General features: G+C 67.8%; 15 protein-coding genes. 4 read left to right on the top strand and 11 right to left on the bottom strand.

Translation table 11 applies throughout. The features are described 5' to 3' along the window. Positions 1–24 precede the first annotated feature (24 nt). The 3 genes from EAX62_RS02725 to EAX62_RS02715 are packed head-to-tail and all read right to left on the bottom strand — an operon-like array spanning position 25 to position 2,815. Entirely contained in the window at positions 25–594 is a 570-nt protein-coding gene (locus tag EAX62_RS02725) for a NifU family protein (RefSeq protein WP_121900115.1), read from the bottom strand. Beyond that, complete coding sequence (feoB, locus tag EAX62_RS02720) at positions 591–2,471, bottom strand: ferrous iron transporter B (RefSeq protein WP_199711166.1); 1,881 nt, start codon at positions 2,469–2,471, stop codon at positions 591–593. Before feoB ends, EAX62_RS02725 begins: the two co-directional genes overlap by 4 nt. A gap of 56 nt (positions 2,472–2,527) precedes the next feature. Next, on the bottom strand, positions 2,528–2,815 hold the full coding sequence (locus EAX62_RS02715) for a FeoA family protein (protein ID WP_121900113.1): 288 nt from the start codon (positions 2,813–2,815) through the stop codon (positions 2,528–2,530). A 104-nt stretch (positions 2,816–2,919) separates the two neighbouring features. Here EAX62_RS02715 and EAX62_RS02710 point away from each other — a divergent pair, with 104 nt between their 5' ends. Next, positions 2,920–4,431, top strand: coding sequence for a molybdopterin-dependent oxidoreductase (locus EAX62_RS02710; RefSeq protein ID WP_121900112.1), 1,512 nt, complete (start codon positions 2,920–2,922; stop codon positions 4,429–4,431). A 114-nt stretch (positions 4,432–4,545) separates the two neighbouring features. On the opposite strand, the gene EAX62_RS02705 is transcribed toward EAX62_RS02710, so the two are convergent. Beyond that, entirely contained in the window at positions 4,546–5,961 is a 1,416-nt protein-coding gene (locus EAX62_RS02705) for an MFS transporter (RefSeq protein ID WP_199711077.1), read from the bottom strand. 102 nt (positions 5,962–6,063) lie between these two features. On the opposite strand from EAX62_RS02705, the gene EAX62_RS02700 reads away from it, so the two are divergent. Next, on the top strand, positions 6,064–7,131 hold the full coding sequence (locus EAX62_RS02700; RefSeq protein ID WP_121900111.1) for a sodium:calcium antiporter: 1,068 nt from the start codon (positions 6,064–6,066) through the stop codon (positions 7,129–7,131). Here the strand turns inward: EAX62_RS02700 and EAX62_RS02695 are convergent. The 6 genes from EAX62_RS02695 to folE form a co-directional block, all read right to left on the bottom strand. Next, positions 7,089–8,426, bottom strand: a complete 1,338-nt coding sequence (locus EAX62_RS02695; RefSeq protein WP_121900110.1) for a purine-cytosine permease family protein — start codon at positions 8,424–8,426, stop codon at positions 7,089–7,091. The genes EAX62_RS02700 and EAX62_RS02695 overlap by 43 nt on opposite strands. 135 nt (positions 8,427–8,561) lie before the next feature. Next, positions 8,562–9,293 carry a helix-turn-helix transcriptional regulator gene (locus tag EAX62_RS02690; protein WP_121900967.1) on the bottom strand — a complete coding sequence of 244 codons (732 nt, stop codon included), beginning with the start codon at positions 9,291–9,293 and terminating at the stop codon, positions 8,562–8,564. Positions 9,294–9,354: 61 nt separating this feature from the next. After that, positions 9,355–10,113, bottom strand: a complete 759-nt coding sequence (locus EAX62_RS02685; protein ID WP_121900109.1) for a pyrimidine reductase family protein — start codon at positions 10,111–10,113, stop codon at positions 9,355–9,357. A gap of 7 nt (positions 10,114–10,120) precedes the next feature. After that, positions 10,121–11,002, bottom strand: coding sequence for a dihydropteroate synthase (gene folP, locus EAX62_RS02680; protein ID WP_233557780.1), 882 nt, complete (start codon positions 11,000–11,002; stop codon positions 10,121–10,123). Between the two features lie 43 nt (positions 11,003–11,045). Beyond that, positions 11,046–12,185: an NAD(P)/FAD-dependent oxidoreductase gene (locus EAX62_RS02675; RefSeq protein ID WP_121900107.1), complete on the bottom strand. Its 1,140-nt coding sequence runs from the start codon at positions 12,183–12,185 to the stop codon at positions 11,046–11,048. Between the two features lie 63 nt (positions 12,186–12,248). Beyond that, positions 12,249–12,830 (bottom strand): GTP cyclohydrolase I FolE, encoded by a 582-nt coding sequence (gene folE, locus EAX62_RS02670; protein WP_267897972.1) that lies wholly within the window; start codon positions 12,828–12,830, stop codon positions 12,249–12,251. 271 nt (positions 12,831–13,101) lie between these two features. Between folE and EAX62_RS02665 the strand changes: the two genes are divergently transcribed. Then, positions 13,102–13,998: a hypothetical protein gene (locus tag EAX62_RS02665; protein ID WP_147453981.1), complete on the top strand. Its 897-nt coding sequence runs from the start codon at positions 13,102–13,104 to the stop codon at positions 13,996–13,998. 115 nt (positions 13,999–14,113) lie between these two features. On the opposite strand, the gene mgrA is transcribed toward EAX62_RS02665, so the two are convergent. Beyond that, positions 14,114–15,151, bottom strand: a complete 1,038-nt coding sequence (mgrA, locus tag EAX62_RS02660; RefSeq protein WP_121900105.1) for an L-glyceraldehyde 3-phosphate reductase — start codon at positions 15,149–15,151, stop codon at positions 14,114–14,116. Between the two features lie 41 nt (positions 15,152–15,192). On the opposite strand from mgrA, the gene uvrA reads away from it, so the two are divergent. Next, positions 15,193–17,658 carry an excinuclease ABC subunit UvrA gene (uvrA, locus tag EAX62_RS02655; protein ID WP_121900104.1) on the top strand — a complete coding sequence of 822 codons (2,466 nt, stop codon included), beginning with the start codon at positions 15,193–15,195 and terminating at the stop codon, positions 17,656–17,658. Positions 17,659–17,703 lie beyond the last annotated feature (45 nt).

Genomic DNA, 17,703 nt, shown 5'->3' with positions numbered 1-17,703 from the left:
ATCCACCGTCCGCAATCGCTGGCGTCAGGTCCGCTTGAGGAGGTGCAGCGGCGACCGGGGACGAGGAGCGGCGGAATGGCTCGACGCCAGCTTCGACACCTCACGCAGACGGGGATAGCGGGCACGCAACGTGACCTCCACGCGGTCGTGCAGCGTCTGCCCCTGGGCGGGGCAGTCGGCACAGGCGCCCCCGAAATCCAGGACCACGGCGTCGATGGTGGCGTCAACCACCGAGATCTGGCCTCCGTGGGAGGTGATGAAGGTGAACAACTGACCGTGCACGACATCGTCTGCAATGAAGCGCAACAGGTCCGCGGAGCCATCGGTGACGTCCCAGCCGTCGGCGTCGACGCCAGCGACCACGGCGTCGCGGATCCGTGGTCCCCGGTCTGTCCAGGTGTGCTCTGGCGCCAGCCACGTCCAGACGGAGCCGCGCTCCACGAACATGCGGGTGATGACGCCGTATTCCATCATGGGGCCCAGTGTCCCGGCAGCATGCAGCACCTCGCCGACGGGAAGGTCACCGGTGTCGACCACCCAGCGGATGGCCTGCGGCTCTCCGGTGACGGCCTCCGGATGGATGGGCTTCCTCATGCCATGCCTCCCACCACGAGTTTCGCGAGCCACGCCATGAGCCAGGCCAACCCGCCCATGTACACAAAAGCGATGACGGGCCACTTCCAGGTGCCGGTCTCCCGGCGCATGACGCCCAGTGTGGACATGCACTGCAACGCGTAGACGAAGAACACCAGCAGCGCCGCGACGGTCGACGGGGTGAACACCTTCTCCCCCACGTGCGCGCCATCCGTGTGCGTCATGTTCGTCAGTGCCGCCACCGGGTCGTCCGGATCCTCGGCTGCGGCCACCTGGCCGAGCGTGGAGACGAACACCTCGCGGGCCGCCAGGGAGGACAACACGCCCACGTTGATGCGCCAGTCGAAGCCCAATGGTTCGAAGACCGGAGACACGGCCCGTCCGATACCCGCGGCGATCGAGTTGTCGATGACGAATGCCTTCACCGCCACCTCGTCGCGGCTGTCGATGCCGGCGCGCTGGAGGTCGGCGTCGGAGCGCAGCGGAAAGTTCAGGAGCCCCCACAAGATGATGGTGGTGAGCATGATGATGCTTGTGACCTTCTTGAGGAAGGCCTTGCAGGCGTCCCACACCGACACGGCGATGGTGCGCCCCCGGGGGAGGCGGTAGGAGGGCATCTCCATGTAGAACGGCAGCCCGACGCCGGAGCGGCCGATGATCTTCTTGAAGAACCATGCCGACAACATGGCCGAGATGGCCCCCAGCAGGTACAGCCCGAACATGATGGCGCCCTGCGCGCCGAGCGGACCGAAGCGCAGATCACCGGGCACGAGCATGCCGATGAGCAGCACGTAGACGGGCAGGCGTGCGGAGCAGGTCATGAGGGGGGCACCCATCATGGTGGCGATCCGGTCCTTGGCCGACGGCAGGGTCCGGGTGGCCATGATGCCGGGGATGGCGCAGGCCATGGAGCTCAGGAGTGCGACGAAGGCCCGCCCCTCCAGTCCGGCCCAGCCCATCACCCTGTCCATGAGGAAAGCGGCACGCGAGAGGTAGCCGCTGCCCTCGAGCAGGGAGATCAGAAGGAACAGGAGGGCGATCTGCGGGAGGAACACCAGTACCCCGCCCACACCCGCAAGCAGGGCGTCGGCCACGAGACTGGACAGCCACGCCACGGGGATGTTGGCACGGGCCACCCCACCCAGCCAGGCGAAGAGCGTCTCGATGCCGTCCTGCATGGGGGCGGCCACACTGAAGATCACCTGGAAGAACGCCATCATCGTGACGAAGAAGATGACCGTGCCCCACACAGGGTGCAGGAGGACGCCGTCGATGCGGCTGGTGCGCTTGTCGGAGCCGGGCGCGCGGAACGATGCGGAATCCAGAACGGAGGTGGCCCAGTCCGCGACGCCCGAAGGGTCGGTGGGTGGCGGCAGCATGGGCTTCGGCCAGGAGGCGACGTCGCCCATGGACTCTGACAGGCTCGCGACGCCCCGCTTGTCGCCGGCGATGACGGGGATGAACCGGACACCTGTGGCGCGGGAGAGAGCCAGGACGTCGACGGAGCCTCCACGGCGGGCCAGTTCGTCGGTGAACGTCAGCACCACGGTGATGGGGTGGGGCAGCTGTTGCACCTGCGCAAGGAGGCCCAGGGATCGGCGCAGGTTGGTGGCATCGAGCAGGACGATGAGTCCGTCCAGCGGTTCGTCGCCACTGGTACCCGCCTCGAGGACCGTCGCCACCACCTGCTCGTCAGGGCTCATGGGGTCCAGGGAATAGGTGCCGGGGAGGTCCTCGATGGTGACGTGGGAGTCGTCGTCGAGGATGTGCCTGCCCTCGTACCTGGCCACCGTGACGCCGGGGTAGTTGCCGGTCTTGGCACGCAGGCCCGTCAGGGAGTTGAAAAGAGTGGTCTTGCCCGCGTTGGGGCTGCCCACCAGCGCGAACCGCGGGGGTGCCGTGCCAACCCTGATGGGTGGCTCGGCGTGGCAGCTCACTGTTGCTCCACGACGATTCTGCTGGCCTCACGCTTGCGCAGCACGATCTCGGAACCACCGACGTTGAACACCATGGGGTCGCGCATGGGGGCTCTGCGGACGAGGGCGGCCACCTGACCCGGGGCGAATCCGAGGTCGAAGAGGCGGCGGGAGATCTGGTCATCGCTGGTGAAGCCGATGATCTTGGCGGGACAGTCGCAGCCGAGCTCCGCAAGGCTGCATGTCTTTGCCCGGCCGCCGGCGGCCACGCACTGACGCTGTCCCAGGTGCTCCGCAAGTGTCATGGAGAAAAGTTAGCACAGCCTAACCTGTGCAAATAATAGGGGGTCCCTCTTGCGCAAATCAGCCGCTGGCCGGATGTTTGTCGTGCAAACGTAAAGTACTTCCCATGGGACACGCGAGGCAGGGCACAGCCGGGGTCTGGGGATTGGCTGCGGCCCTCGTCGGGGTACTCGCAGGACAGATCACCTCCATTTTCACGGGCCCCTCGTCGTCGCCGATGGATGCGGTGGGCAGTTTCGTCATCGACCTGACTCCGGCCCCCGTCAAGGAGTGGGCGGTGGCCACCTTCGGGACTGGCGACAAGGCTTTCCTGCTCGTCGTGATCGCCATTGCTGTGGCCGCACTGGGCTGGGTCGCCGGCGTCCTGCAGCGACGCACCGGCTGGGTGGGTGCGGTACTGCTGGGTGCGCTGGGTCTGGGCTCGGGGCTCATCGCCACCACCCGTGCGGCGTCCTCGCCCACGAGCATTCTCGCCGGCATGCTGGCTGCACTGGTTGCGGTGTGGGTGCTGCGCTGGGGAATTGGGCGGCTGCGGGCCCTTGAAGAGGCCACCAACGCTGACACCACGGAACCGAACCGCCGCTTGTTCATGATCGGCGGCGCTGGCGTCGCCCTGGGCGGGCTGGGGTTGGCCGCGGTGGAGGGCATGGTCCGTCCCGCGGCCGTCGGCGTCCCACCCATCGCGTTGCCCACCCCCACCACCACCTCCACGCTGGCGCCGGGTCTGGAGACCACCATCAGTGGACTGTCGCCGCTGCGCACCCCCATCGAGGACTTCTACCGCATCGACATCGCCCTCAGCGTCCCCCGACGCGAGGCCGCGGACTGGGAACTCGTCATCGACGGCATGGTCCGCAACCCCTTCACCATCACCTTCGACGAACTGCTGGCCATGCCCATGGTGGAGCGGGACGTCACCCTCACCTGCGTCAGCAACCCCATTGGCGGACCCTACGTCGGCAGCACACGGTGGCAAGGGGTCCTGGTGGCCGACATCATCCGGCGAGCGGACCCCGAGGCCCGTGCCGAGCAGATCCTCAGCTCTGGCGCCGATGGTTTCTCGGCCTCCACACCACTGGGCGTGATGCTGGACGGTCGCGACGCGATGATCGCCGTCGCCATGGACGGGCAGCCCCTCACCCGGGTGCACGGCTTCCCGGCCCGCCTCCTCACCCCCGGCCTCTACGGCTACGTGGGCGCCACCAAGTGGCTCGAGAAGCTGACCCTGACCACGTTCGACGAGGCACAGTCCTACTGGACGAAACGCGGATGGGGCGAGCAGGGCCCCGTGAAGACGGCCACCAGAATCGACGTCCCCGGCAACGACCTCTCCGCGGGGGATGCCACCATCGCTGGCGTCGCGTGGGCCACGCACCGTGGCATCAGCAAGGTGGAGGTCCGCGTGGACGACGGCCCCTGGCAGGAGGCCACGCTCGGCGAGGACGTCGACGCCGACTACTGGAGGCAGTGGCACCTGCCCTGGAAGGCGGAGTCCGGAACGCACCAGCTCACGGCCCGTGCCACCGACGGCAAGGGTGAGGTCCAGACAGACGTCGTCCAGGACGTGCTGCCCGACGGCCCCACCGGCTACCACGTGCGAACCGTTCAAGTGAAGTAATCGCTTCGCCCTCCACCGTGAGGCCGTCGTCCCGCGCACCCAGGGTGTAGGCATGCCACCCACATCCGGAGCGGGGGCGTGGTCACCACCCAACAACCCGACGCGCGGGTGGGGCTAGAGGCCGAGGCCACCATCGCCTGGCGCACGTCCGGCAGTTTCGGGCGGAGCAACGCAGGGGGGCCGGGCCGGGGTGGCCAGGCAGATAACGACTCCCACGCCGCAGACACCCGCCAGTACCCAGAACACCGGGGTGGGGTCCGTGGGGAAGGCGGCGGCCAGCATTCCGCCGACGATCGGTCCGGCCACGCCGCCCAGCCGCCCGAACCCGGCGCACCATGCGACCGCGGCCGCACGCATCGATGTGGGGTAGTAGTTGGCGACGAAGCCGTAGATCAGCGTCTGCGTCCCCGACGTCCCCATCCCGACCACGCCGATGACCACGAGCAGGAGCCCGATGAGGTCGGGACTGTGGGTGGCGGTCACGAGCAGGATCCCGAGACCCCCGACGGTGAAGAAGCCCGCGATCACCGGGCGGGCGCCCCACCGGTCAGCCAGCGTCGAGCCGAAGAGCCCGCCCACGACAGCCCCCAGGTTCAGCGCCAGCAACAGCGCCAACGAGGCGCGGGACCCGAGCAGCGGCCCCGTCAGTTGCGGCAGCCACGTGTTCAGCGAGTACACGAGCAGCAGTCCCGTGGCACTCAGCATCCCGAGCAGGATGGTGGGCAGGAGGAACCGCCGCCCGATGAGACCGGCGAATCCGACCCGCTCCTCAGCGATCAGACTCCCCACTGCCCCGCTGAGGTCCCGTCGACTGCGCGACTCCAACCACACCGGCGACTCCGGCAGCTTGAACCACGCCACCGGCAGCAGCGTGATCAGCGGAAGAGCACCCAGCAAGAACAGACCACGCCAGCCGAGTGGCTCCAGCAGCAGGATGGCCGCCAGAGCCGACAGGGTGGAGCCGAGCGGCACACCGCTGTAGACAACGGCGTTGGCCACGTTCTTGCGGCCCCTGGGTGCGAACTCCGACACCACGGCCGCTGTGGTGGCCACCAGCGCGCCGATCCCGAGACCCGTGACGAACCGCAGCGTCCCGAACATGACGGCACTCGTGGACAGGGCCGTCAGCGCCATGCCGATGGACAACCAGGCGATGGACACCAGCATGGGTCGACGGCGACCCACCCGGTCCCCCACTGCACCCACGAGCAGCGCCCCCACGAGGACACCGAACAGCGCGCAACTGCCCAGGACCCCGCCCAGCGACGCCGCTTCCCCGATCGCCGACTGCATGGCCGGGGTGAGGGCGCCGGGTTCAACACCCGCCGACGCCGTCAGCGCCGCCTGGCTCTCCGCGGACAGTGCCGAGTGGATCAGGCCTCCGGGCTTGCGGAACTCCGGCATGACCGCGCCGTAGACGACGAGGTCGTAGCCGTCGAACACCAGCCCGGCCAGCGTGATGCCCAGGACCCACCACAGCGTCGAGTGGGGTCTCGATGTGGCTGTTGCTCTCCCCGACTGGAATGTCACGGTCAGAGGCTGCCACAGCTGGGTCCTCCCACCCCGCGGTGCCCATGAAAAAGGGGATCCCGGACCATATTGTTCCACCCGTATGCGCACTAATATTCATCAATGACGCTGTTGCCGGAATTGCCGTTCTGGGCGGAGGTGCTGGTCTTCGTCGCAAGCGCCGCCATCATCTGGGTGGCGGGCATCTGGTTGTCCAAGTACACCGACGTGCTGTCCAGTCGACTCCACCTGGGTCAGGCGTTGGGAGGACTCATACTTCTCGCGGTGGCGACCAACCTGCCCGAGATCGCCATCACCTACAGCGCCTCGGCCAGCGGTCACGTGGACGTCGCGGTGAGCAACATCCTGGGGGGTATCGCGATCCAGACAGTTGTTCTCGTCGCGCTCGACGCCTTCGGCGTCCGTGAGAAACGGCCCCTCACGTACCAGGCCGCCAGCCTCACCCTGGTCATCGAGGGCGCGGTGGTCCTGGCCGTCCTGGCGGTCGTGGTGATGGGCACCCAACTGCCCGCGGACCTGGTGTTCTTCCGGCTCTCACCCGACGTCGTCCTCATCGCCGCCGTGTGGGTTGCCGGCCTCGTGCTGACAAAAAGGGCCGCCAGAAAGCTGCCGTGGACGGGCAACGGTGAAGCACCCGACAGTCAATCCAGGCCACGCGGGCACTCGCAGGAAGCAACAGCTTCCAAGGCCAAGGGGACGAGCACCGTCAAGGCAGTCGCGGTGTTCGCAGCCGCCGCCCTCGCGACACTGGTCGCCGGCGTCCTGGCCGAGGAGAGCGGCACGGCTGCTGCCGACCACGTGGGCCTCTCGGGCGTCCTGTTCGGCGCGACGGTGCTGGCGGCGGCCACCTCCCTGCCGGAGCTCAGCACGGGCCTGACGTCCACGAAGGCCGGTGATTACAAGTTGGCCTTCGGTGACATCTTCGGCGGCAACGCCTTCCTCCCGGTGCTGTTCCTGCTGGCGGTCCTCGTCTCCGGCACGTCAGTGTTGCCGGGGGCGCATGCGTCAGACATCTACCTCACGGGGCTGGGCGCGTTGCTCACGGTGGTCTACATGGCAGGACTGGTGTTCCGGCCGGCCAAGCAGCATGCCCGGCTCGGAATCGACAGCATCGCAGTCCTGGTGCTCTACCTGGCGGGCGTCGCCGGATTGATTGCACTTTCCGGCTGAACCGTCGTCCCTGAGGCCGCCTTCTGCGGACCCTCGATGGCGAGGTAGACGACGAAGCCGACCAGCAGGCCCACGACGGCGTCCGACAGCACCGGGACGAACTGGTGCACGATCAGGGCGACGAGCGCGCCGGCCCCCCAGGCGATGAATGCACTCGCACGAACCCTGCGCTGGGGCCGGTTCCTGAGGCGCTTGGCGAGGACGATCTGGTCGGCGATGAGGATGGCACCGAGCGGCGGAACGATGACCCCGAGCAGCGCGAGCCAGCTCACGTAGTAGTGCCAGGCTCCCAGCACCGCCGCCGCAAGGCCGACGGCGCCCAGGATGAGCGTGAGCAACCGCATCTTGGATCGCGTGATGTGTGACCAGCTGAGTGCCCCGTTGTAGAGGCAGTGCGTGCACACCGAGCCAAGGTTGATGATGACGAAGACGACGACCAAAACGTTGAGCAACCAGTTGTTGGGCCCGGTCAGGATGGGAGTGAAGTCCCCACCGTTGACGGAGGCGTTGGCGATGAGTCCGGCTGCGACGGCCACGCCGCCGCCGACCTGCGCCACGAGGCTCGCGAAGGGGAACGCCGTCGCCGTCGCGATGACTCCCTGCCGGCCGTTCTTCGACCAGCGGGTGAAGTCGGCGGCCATGGTGCCCGAGTCGAGGAAGGTGGCCATGATGGCCGTCACGGCGATGCCGAACGTCATGCCACCACCCACACCGGGGTAGGACACGACCTGGCTGAAGTCGTTGGTCTGCGCCCCGATGACCAGGGCGACCACGAGGGCGACGACGAACAACGGCGCAGCGAGGCCGCTCAACAGGGACAGCGCCTTGAAGCCGACGAACGTGACGGCGATGAAGGCGATGCCGACGATGAACGCGACGAGTGGCTCATTCCAACCGAACGAGTTGTGCAGGGCCGACCCCGTGGCGCCTGTGTTGAAGGCAAACCACCCCACCACGATCGTCGCGAGGAAGCCGGAGGCGATGGTGTAGCCGACTGTGCCGAAAGTCTCGGTCGTCTGCAGCGCGAAGTTCTTGCCCGTCTGCCCGGCGCGATAGCTGAGGAGTCCCACGTACACGGCCATGATGATGTTCGCGACGATGATGGCGGCGATTCCGGAGCGGAAGCCCAGTGCGGCGACGACAAGGCCGCCGGGCACCGCGTTCGTGAGGATCATGGGGAAGCCGATCCAGACGGCGGACACCGTCAGGAGGGACTTGCGGTGCTCCTGGGGAACCGGCTCGTGCTCGAACTCGGACTCAAGGTGTGGCGTGTCGTTGGTCACAGGTGTCGACATAGGGGTTGCCGTTCTCTCGATTGGCTCGCGCAGAGGTCAGGCGGTAGCTCTCCTTGAGGCACTGTTGCCTCTGAAGCACCTGGACCGGCGAGTGCGTGAGCCCCGCACCGATCAAGGTAGATGGTATACCTTCTGCTATCCACGACTTGGGATGGGCCCCCGCGCAGCAGACGCCGTTCCCGCTGGTTGCCCCATCCTCACCGTCACGCAGCACTGCCCGGGGGCGGGAGTGAGCCGCGCCTCACTGTCGTCCGCCCCCATCCCCTCCAGGAGACCTCCGATGAAGTCGAGGTTGAGGCCGCACACGAGTTGCGGGTGCCGGGCGACAGCTTGGTGGAACGGACAGTTGCGCAGGATGAGGTCCCGCCCCGCCGTGACTGGCTCGTAGCCGCACGAGTGCAGAGCTGTCACCACGTCCTGATGGTCTGCGTGCTGGCGACCGATCGCGAGGCCGGCATCCCGCGCCACCCGACTGACAGCCTGCTGCACCGGCTCCGCTGTGACGGAGGCGGTCGCGACGGCGTCCGCCAGCACCGTGCTCAGGAGGTCGTAGTGCCGGGGCGGCAACGCCACGGCGATCTCTGCATCGTTGCGCCGGTAGTGCTTGCTGGGGCGCCCCGATCCCGGCCCCGTCCTGCCGGTGAGCTTGTGGAACTCCGTCACCAGGAGACCGCCGTCCACAAGCTTGTCGAGGTGGAACTTCGCGGTGTGCAAGGGCAGGCCCGTCCCCTCGGCCGCTTCCTCGCGGCTGACAGCGCGACCCCTATCCACGACGTACTCGTAGAGCTGACGCCGCGTGGGCTCGGCCAGGAGTCCGACGCGGGCAACGTCGCCCTGCGGATCCGCCCGGGGCTTATCGGCAGGCATCTCGCTCACTTTCCAAAGGATACATTTTTCGACAAAAAGGCGCTCTGCGTTCCCAGGTCATCTACGCACCCCTGGGGGCCGCCCTGGTGTAGCGAAGCAACAGCTCGTCATCCGCACGAAGCACCCCGACGAGCCCCATCCCGGTGGGAGCGGGCCTTTGCGTCCGCGCAATGCGCCCGGCATCCCCTGCCACCACGGTCGGGGCGAGCGTGAGGCACAGTTCGTCCACGGCGCCCGCGGCGAGGAATGCCCCGAAGAGGCTCGGTCCGCCCTCGGCCTGGACATGGAGAAGGCCACGGGTCGCGAGGTCGTCGCGCACGCGGAGCGGGTCGAGGTCTGACTCGCCGGCGTCGACGACGTGGGCCACCGCCGCCAGTGCAGTCCGTCGACCAGGCGGAGCCTCGGCCACGGTGTAGATGATGGGACGAACGGGTGCGTCGGTGAAGATCGGTGAGTCCGGGTCGAGGTCCAGGCGACGGGTCACGAGGACGAAAACCGGGTGCGGTGGCATTCCACGCGCCACGCGCCACGCCACCGCCTCCTCCCCCAGTCGCATCGCCGCGTACCCCTCCTGGCGAGCCGTTCCGGCGCCCACCAGGACGGCGTCCGCCGCCCGCCGCTGCAGGTCGAACACGCGATGGTCGGCGTCGTCACCCAGCCCACCCGAGCGCCCGTCGCTGGTGGCCGCACCGTCGATGCTGCTGACGAAGTTCATCCGCAGCCACAGGCGCTCCGCAGGGAAGGCGTAGGCCTCGAGCAGTGCATCATCGTCGAGATCGTCGTCAGGGGTGGGCCAGAGTCTGTCAATGCGCGTGGTCATGGGTGCCTCACACGTTGTGGGTGGGATGGGTGTTGTGTTCGAGCCGCACCGGGGGCCTCATGCCCAGGATGGCCTCAATCATGCGCACCGCGTCCACGGTGGCCTCGACGTCGTGCATCCGCACGATCCGGGCACCGCCCAGGATGCAGACCGTCATCGCCGCCAGGGAACCGGCCAGCCGTTGCCCCACAGGGCGGTCGATCGACTCACCGATGAAGTCCTTGTTCGAGACCGCCGCGAGCAGCGGCAGTCCGATGTCGGCGATCTCACCGAGCCGCCGGGTGAGCTCCAGGGAGTGCAGCGTGTTCTTGCCCAGGTCGTGGCCGGGGTCGATGATCATCTTGCCCCGTGGGATCCCGGCGGCCTCCGCCCTGGCGACTCGTTCAACAAGGAATGCTCGGACCTCGCCCACCACGTCGTCGAAATGAGCGGCCGGCTTCTCCTGACGGGGTGCACCGAGACTGTGGCAGACGATCAGGTGCGCCTTCCCGTCCGCCACTACAGCGGCCATGTCCGGGTCACCCAGGCCGCTGGTGTCGTTGATGACGGCGGCGCCCGCCTCGATCGCGGCTCGCGCGACCTCGGCCCTCACCGTGTCGACGGAGATGACGATGTCGGTGCGCGCCGCCGTGACGGCGGCAATCACCGGGGCCACCCGGTCAATCTCCTCCGCCACGGAGACGGCCGGCCCGCGCCCGAAGGGCACACCACCGATGTCCACCCAGTCCGCGCCGAGATCCGCCGCCCTCACCACACTCTCGACGGCCCGGTCGAACGCGAAGGTTGCCCCGCGGTCATAGAACGAGTCGGGCGTCCGGTTCACCACGGCCATGACCGCGACCTGCCGGTCGAAGTCGAACTCAACGGGGCCGATGCGCTGCAGGTTCACTCTGGGTCCTCTGACGTGTGGGGGCGCGGGATGACTGATCTCATCAACGGGCGGTGCCAATGCTGTCGCGGATGACGTCGGAGGCATCCCAGTCGTTGGCATGCATTGCCGCGACCACCGTCCCGCTCCTGATCCAGAACGCGCGGAACGCGTCGCCCTCGAGCACCTTGGTGGGTCCTTCGATCTCCACGTGGTCGTAGCCTTCGGGTCCGACGTTGCCCACGTACTCCATGCCGAGGTCGTACTGGTCGGTGAAGAAGTAGGGCTGGCGGTCATACTGCTCGTGGGCGCCGAGCATGTTGCGGGCTGCGATCTTCGCCTGCTCGATGGCGTTGTCCCAGTGCTCCACCCGGATGCGTCGGCCCAGCAGCGGGTGTTCCTGATTGGCGATGTCACCGACGGCGAACACGTTCGCGTCGGAGGTGCGCAGGCTCGCGTCGACGAGGACGCCATTGTCAACCGCCAGTCCAGCCTCCTCCGCCAGGGATACGTTGGGGGTCACGCCAATGGCGGCCACGATCACGTCGGCACCTGAGAGGTCCGCGGGAGTCGGCCTCGAGCCCAGGCGCAGGTCGACGCCATGGCCACGATGCAGATCGGCGAACAGGGTTGCGACTTCCGGCCCCAGAACGCGCTCCAGAGGCAGGTCTCCGGACTCGAACACGGTCACCTCGGCTCCCGCCTGGCGGGCGGCTGACGCCACTTCAAGACCGATCCATCCCCCACCCACAATCGCCACGTGGGCGCCGGGCTTGAGGGACTTGCGCAGCGTGATGCTGTCATCGATCGTCCTCAGGGTCATGCTCGGGCCGACTCCACCGCCCATGTCCAGCACCCGCGGCGTGGCACCGGTCGCGAGAAGGAGTTGCTCGTAGGGGATGTCGAGGGGTTCACCACCACCCACGGGTTCGGCATGAACCACCTTTGACGCCAGGTCGATGCGGGTCGCGAGCATTCCCAGCCTGAGGTCCACGTCCTCGTCGAAGTACCAGGCCTGGTCGTGCACGAGCGCCTCATCGAACTCCTGCTCACCCATGAGGAATCCCTTGGACAGCGGCGGGCGCTCATACGGGAGGTGCTTCTCGGCACCGAGAAGAACGATCTCACCCGAGTAGCCCTTCTCCCGCAGCTCCGTGACAGCCGTGGCGCCAGCCAGACCCGCGCCAACTATGACAATGCTCATGGTCGAACTCCTCCTGTGTGGGTAACGAGTCCCCACCCACTCTGTTGGTGGGTCAGGTGTTGATCAGTGCGCTGCACCATTCACCAGTGCGAAGAACTCTGCCCGGGTCGCCGGGTCGCTGCGCAACGACCCCCGCAGGGAGGACGTCTTGGTGCTCGCATGCTCCGACCGTACGCCGCGCAGGGTCATGCAGGAATGGGTGGCCTCGACCACCACACCCACTCCTCGCGGTTGAAGGTGGCTCTCCAGTGCTTCAGCCACTTGGAGCGTCAGCCGTTCCTGCGTCTGCAGTCGACGCGCGAAGTGTTCGACGATCCGCGGCAGTTTGGACAGGCCCACGATGAGATTCGCGGGGAGGTAGGCAACGTGCGCGACACCCACGAACGGCAGCAGGTGGTGCTCGCACAGCGACTGGACGGCGATGTCGCGGACCACCACCATTTCGTCGTAGCCCTCAACGTTCAGAAACGTCGTGAAATCGAACGGGCGGGGAGTGAGCATCTCCGCGTACGCGGTGGCGAAGCGATGCGGCGTGAGCGCAAGATCGGGGCGGGACTCGTCAGAGGGGTCCACCCCCAGGGCCCGCATGAACTCGGCGCCCGCCGCCGCCGCAGCCCCCAGATCCCTCTCCGGTCCTTCTGGCAGGATCGCCGCCCGCCCCGGCACTCCGTCGGTGGTCGAGGTGGCCACGGCCTTCAGGGAGGGGGCGGCGCGTGGATCGTCGTCTGCGTTGAACGTGGACTGCGTGGATGGCAAAGACACGATGGCGACCCCCTTGTTCGGACCAGCTCCCCCACTACTTCTCCACACCAGTGAACACCCGGACAACTCTTAAGTCAATGGATTTATCTTTTGGAATCTTTGCGCGACGCTTCACAGGGGGCCCACTCGGGGTCACACGTCCATACACTGAGCCATGAGACTTCCATTCCGCCTCCTGACTGCGGCGTTCGCACTCACTCTCACCACGACTATGGCAGGGGCCTTACCCGCTGCCGCCGACATCCCTCCCGTCAAGCGGGTCTCCTGTCCCAGCGTTGCCGAAATCAACCGGGCCCGGCCACCCTCGGAGGTGGAGAAGAGAACCCTCGTCAGCCTGGAGGCCACCCCCACTCAGTGCGCCTATCGGGTTCAGGGCGTCACCGAGGGGGAGAACCTGTCCTTCGGGTTCGTGGACGGTGTGTCCACACCCAAGCAGGCCGAGGACCAGCTTCGCCAGGAGTACGCGGACACCTCCATCCTCTTCTCAACGACGCCACTGCCTGCGCTTGGGGCGGGGGCCTTCGCCTTCTCCGATACCGGACCGGGAGCCCTGTACTGGCAGCTGTCCCCCGGTGCGGTTGCCGCCATGGGCAGCAACCTCCTGTGGCAACTCGACGAATATGTGGCCGTCGCCAAGCTCTTCCGACCCATGATGGAGGTGTACACGATCCCCGGGGCGCACACCGTCAACGGCCGGCAGTGGCGCACCGCCTGCGAGGGCTACTCCGCCACGGCGCGGTGCCGCACCGACATCTTTGCCACGGTGATCAGGAAGACGCCCTCCGGCTACGTCAAGGTCAACGGCTGGGCCTTCAACTCCCTGACCTACCGCTGGTCCGACCGTGCGTTGTGGACTGCCAATCCACTCGGGAGGACCGGCAGCTGGACCAGCGCGGAAGGACGCCGGTGGCGCACTGATTGCGACACCGCCACGACCGGCCGGGGCGCCTGCCGCAGCTACCTCCTCACCACCGTCATCGACTTCAAGGGCGGCAAATACACCCGGGCCGACGTCTGGGTGTTCAACAACCAGGTCCTCTTCACCACCTGAGGGGCCCCGTCGCGGGGCGCCGAAGGATCAGCACTGCCCCTGCGTGAACTCCGACACGAGGAGGTGCGGCTGCATCATCGATCCGGCCGCACCTCCTCGTGTCACACGATGCAGGTCAGTGCTTCGCGGACTCCGCCCACAGGTTGATGCCGGCGTCCTTGGCATGCTGGTCGATGCGCGTGAGTTCGTCCTCGGTGAAGTCAAGGTTCTGCAGGGCACCCAGGTTCGCCTCCAGCTGGGCCACGGAGGAGGCGCCGATGAGCGTCGTCGTCATCCGCTCGTCGCGCAGCACCCAGGCCAGCGCCATCTGGGCCAGTTCTTGGCCGCGTTCCTCGGCGATCGCGTGCAGCGCCTTGATGTGCGCGAGCGTCTGCTCGTTCAACTGGTCCTTGGAGAGGGACCCCTCGCGCGCCATCCTGGAGTCCTCCGGGATGCCGTTGAGGTATTTGTTGGTCAGCAGACCCTGCGCGAGCGCTGTGAAGGCGATCATGCCCATGCCCTCTGCGTCGCAGGCCTCCAGCAGATCCGGCTCGATCCACCGGTTCAGCATCGAGTAACTCGGCTGATGAATGAGCAGTGGGGTGCCGAGATCACGGGCGATGGCAGCAGCCTCGCGCGTCTTGGTGGCTGAGTACGACGAGATGCCGACGTAGAGGGCGCGACCGGAGCGCACGGCCGTGTCGAGCGCCATCATCGTCTCCTCGACGGGGGTGTCGGGGTCGAAGCGGTGCGAGTAGAAGATGTCGACGTAGTCCAGACCCATTCGCCCAAGGGATTGATCCAGGGACGCCAGCATGTACTTGCGACCGCCACCGCCCTGCCCGTAGGGGCCTGCCCACATGTCGTAGCCGGCCTTCGACGAGATGACCAGTTCGTCGCGGAACGGCGCCAGGTCCTGCTTCAGGATGGTGCCGAAGTTGATTTCTGCCTGGCCGTACGGCGGGCCGTAGTTGTTGGCGAGGTCGAAGTGGGTGATGCCGGCGTCGAACGCACGATGGACGATGGCGCGCTGGGTCTCCATCGGCTTGTCGTCGCCAAAGTTCTGCCACAGCCCCAACGAGATCAGGGGCAGCTGCAGCCCGGAGCGGCCGCACCGGCGGTAGGGCATGCGGCCGTCGTAACGGTCAGGGTCAGGTACATAGGTCGGGTACATGTCCCCCATCCTGCCACCGGTGACCGTCTAGGGTCGGGCACGTGACAGAGGCAACGGTGGACGGATCGGTGCACGTGCGGGGCGCCACGGAGAACAACCTCCAGAGCGTCGACGTGGACATCCCGCGCGACGCGTTCGTGGCGTTCACGGGCGTGTCCGGCTCGGGCAAGTCGTCGCTGGCTTTCGGGACGCTCTACGCCGAGGCGCAGCGCCGCTACTTCGAATCGGTGGCTCCCTACGCCCGGCGCCTGCTGCAGCAGGTGGGTGCGCCGCACGTCACCGAGATCACGGGACTGCCTCCGGCCGTGGCGCTGCAGCAGAGACGCGGTGCGCCCAGTTCGCGCTCCAGCGTCGGCACCATCACCACCTTGTCCAACCTGCTGCGGATGCTGTACTCGCGCGCCGGCACCTACCCGGCGGGGGCGCCGCGCCTCGAGGCCGAGTCCTTCTCCCCCAACACCCCCGCCGGCGCCTGCCGCCGCTGCGACGGACTGGGCGTCATTCACGACGTCACGGCGGAACTGATGGTGCCCGACCCATCCCTGAGCATCCGCGAGGGGGCGATCGCCGCCTGGCCGGGCGCGTGGCAGGGGGCGAACCTGCGCAGCATCGTCAACGGCCTGGGCATCGACATCGACACCCCCTGGAAGGCCCTGACCCAGAAGGACCGCGACTGGTTGCTGTTCACCGACGAGCAGCCATCGGTGTTCATTCGGCCGCAACGCGACCGGATCGATCACAGCTACCAGGGCAAGTTCTGGAGCGCCCGGAAGCACATCATGCACGTGCTGTCCGACGCCACGAGCCAGCAGATGCGTGAACGCGCCCTCCGGTTCACCGAGAGCATCACCTGCCCCGACTGCCACGGCAGCGGTCTGCGGCGGGACGCGCTGGCGGTGAGCGTCGCCGGCCGCACCATCGCCGAGGTCAACGCGTTGCCCCTCAGCGACGTCGTCGCCCTGCTGCGGCCCGTGGCGGAGCAGGCCGGGGCAGCCGCGGCCACGTCGTCGGCCAGCTCCGGCGAGGCCACGGAGGTGGCCGTGCGGATCGCCGCCGACCTGCTGGCCCGCATCGAAGTGCTGCTGGGTCTGGGCCTGGGGTACCTGAGCCTGGGCCGTCGCTCGACAACGCTGTCTGCGGGCGAGGCACAGCGCCTGCGGATCGCCACCCAGCTGCGCTCCGGCCTGTTCGGGGTGGTGTACGTGCTCGACGAGCCGTCCGCCGGTCTGCACCCGGCCGACGCCGAACCGTTGCTCGACGTCTTGGACCGCCTCAAGGCTTCCGGTAACTCCCTGTTCGTCGTTGAGCACGACATGGACGTGGTGCGGCGAGCCGACTGGATCGTGGACATCGGGCCAGGGGCCGGGCAACACGGCGGCCGGGTGCTCTACAGCGGCCCCGTCGCCGGACTGGAGGATGTGGCCGAGTCCGCCACGGGCCACCACCTGTTCGGACGAGCCGAGCCCCTGGCCCACGAACCGCGGCCCCCTCACGGCTGGCTGCGGCTGCGGGGCGTCACCCGCCACAACCTGTCGGACCTGTCCGTGGACATCCCGCTGGGTGTCCTCACGACCGTCACGGGCGTCTCGGGGTCCGGGAAGTCGACGCTGGTCAGCCAGGTGCTGGCCGAGGTGGTGCGTCGCTGGCTCGACGTCGCCGCAGAGGAGGAGGATGACGCGGAGATCGACGTCGCCGTCAGCGACGTGGCAGGTCTGGAAACGTTCAGCCGGCTCGTGCGCGTGGACCAGCGACCCATCGGCCGCACCCCTCGCTCGAATTTGGCCACGTACACCGGCATGTTCGACGCCGTCCGCAAGTTGTTCGCCGCCACCGACGAGGCGAAGGCCCGCGGCTGGGGGCCCGGCCGGTTCTCCTTCAACGTGGCCGAGGGCCGCTGCCCCACGTGCCAGGGAGAGGGCTTCGTCGAGGTGGAACTGCTGTTCCTGCCCGGCACCTACGGTCCCTGCCCCACCTGCCACGGCGCCCGCTACAACCCGGAGACCCTGGAAGTGACGTGGCGAGACCGCACCGTCGCCGACATCCTGGGCATGACCGTCGATGAGGCGGCCAGTTTATTCGCCGACATCGTCACCGCATCCCGCAGCCTGGAAACACTGCGCGACGTGGGCCTCGGCTACCTGCGGCTGGGGCAGCCTGCCACGGAGCTGAGTGGCGGCGAGGCGCAGCGCATCAAGATCGCCACCGAACTGCAGCGGGCACGACGCGGTCACACGCTGTACCTGCTGGACGAACCCACCGCCGGGCTCCATCCCTCCGACGTCGCCCTCCTGATGCGCCAACTCCACCGCCTCGTGGATGCGGGCAACACCGTGGTTCTGGTGGAACACGATCTGGATGCGGTGGCCTCCGCGGACTGGGTCATCGACCTGGGTCCCGGCGGCGGGGTGAACGGCGGGACGGTGGTGGCCTCAGGTCCGCCGCTCACTGTGGCTGCCAGCACCCGAAGCGTCACGGGCCCCTACCTCGCCCGCCGACTAGGGGCCTGACGCACAGGATTCACGATGGGCCACCGTGGGAATGGCCACAGGTCC

This window comes from Tessaracoccus antarcticus (assembly GCF_003688855.1).
Lineage (GTDB): Bacteria > Actinomycetota > Actinomycetes > Propionibacteriales > Propionibacteriaceae > Arachnia > Arachnia antarctica.
The sequence above is the reverse complement of the archived record's forward strand: the minus strand, read 5'-3'. Positions and strand labels throughout refer to the sequence as shown.